Here is a 504-nt window from a genome sequence, read left to right on the forward strand (position 1 = left end):
CTTTTTCTTGGCTCGTAAGTAATTTTCTTCCACTTGATGTTAAGCGGGCATTCTTAATTAAATTGTCTATCATTTTTGTTCTAGTTTGGGCTACAAACCAGTCCAAAGATTAAAGCGGTTAGGAACACTTGGCCTGACGCTGGCTTTGGGTCACATCAATGGAATTACTTAGAATATAGCCTGTACCATCCGGACTATGAAGGTGTATGTTGTTATATTTCCAGATCTTGTAAGAGCCGTCTTTATGCAGGATCGTCATCAATCCGCTGGCTTTTGTCGTCAGCTGTATCTGATGGAGGTAAGCCCTGAGCTGCTGCCGGTGTCTGGCAGGTACCAGGTCATATAAGCTCATCTGCCGCATTTCTTCTTTGCTATAACCCAACAGCCGGGCACCTTCCGAGTTGACTTCCAGGAAGCGGCCGTCCAGATCATGCGTACACATCAGGCCTTGTGCATTCTCGAAGAATGACCTGAAATTATCCTCGCTGTTCCTTAACTTTTTTT

At 44.8% G+C, this 504-nt stretch carries 1 protein-coding gene; it reads right to left on the reverse strand.

What is annotated here, in order from left to right:
• Positions 1 to 118: 118 nt before the first annotated feature.
• Positions 119 to 504: PAS domain-containing protein (locus FEM33_RS03215; RefSeq protein ID WP_139010675.1), on the reverse strand; the 386-nt coding region annotated here is incomplete at its 5' end.

The sequence above is a fragment of the Dyadobacter flavalbus genome (assembly GCF_006149045.1).
Taxonomy (GTDB): domain Bacteria; phylum Bacteroidota; class Bacteroidia; order Cytophagales; family Spirosomataceae; genus Dyadobacter; species Dyadobacter flavalbus.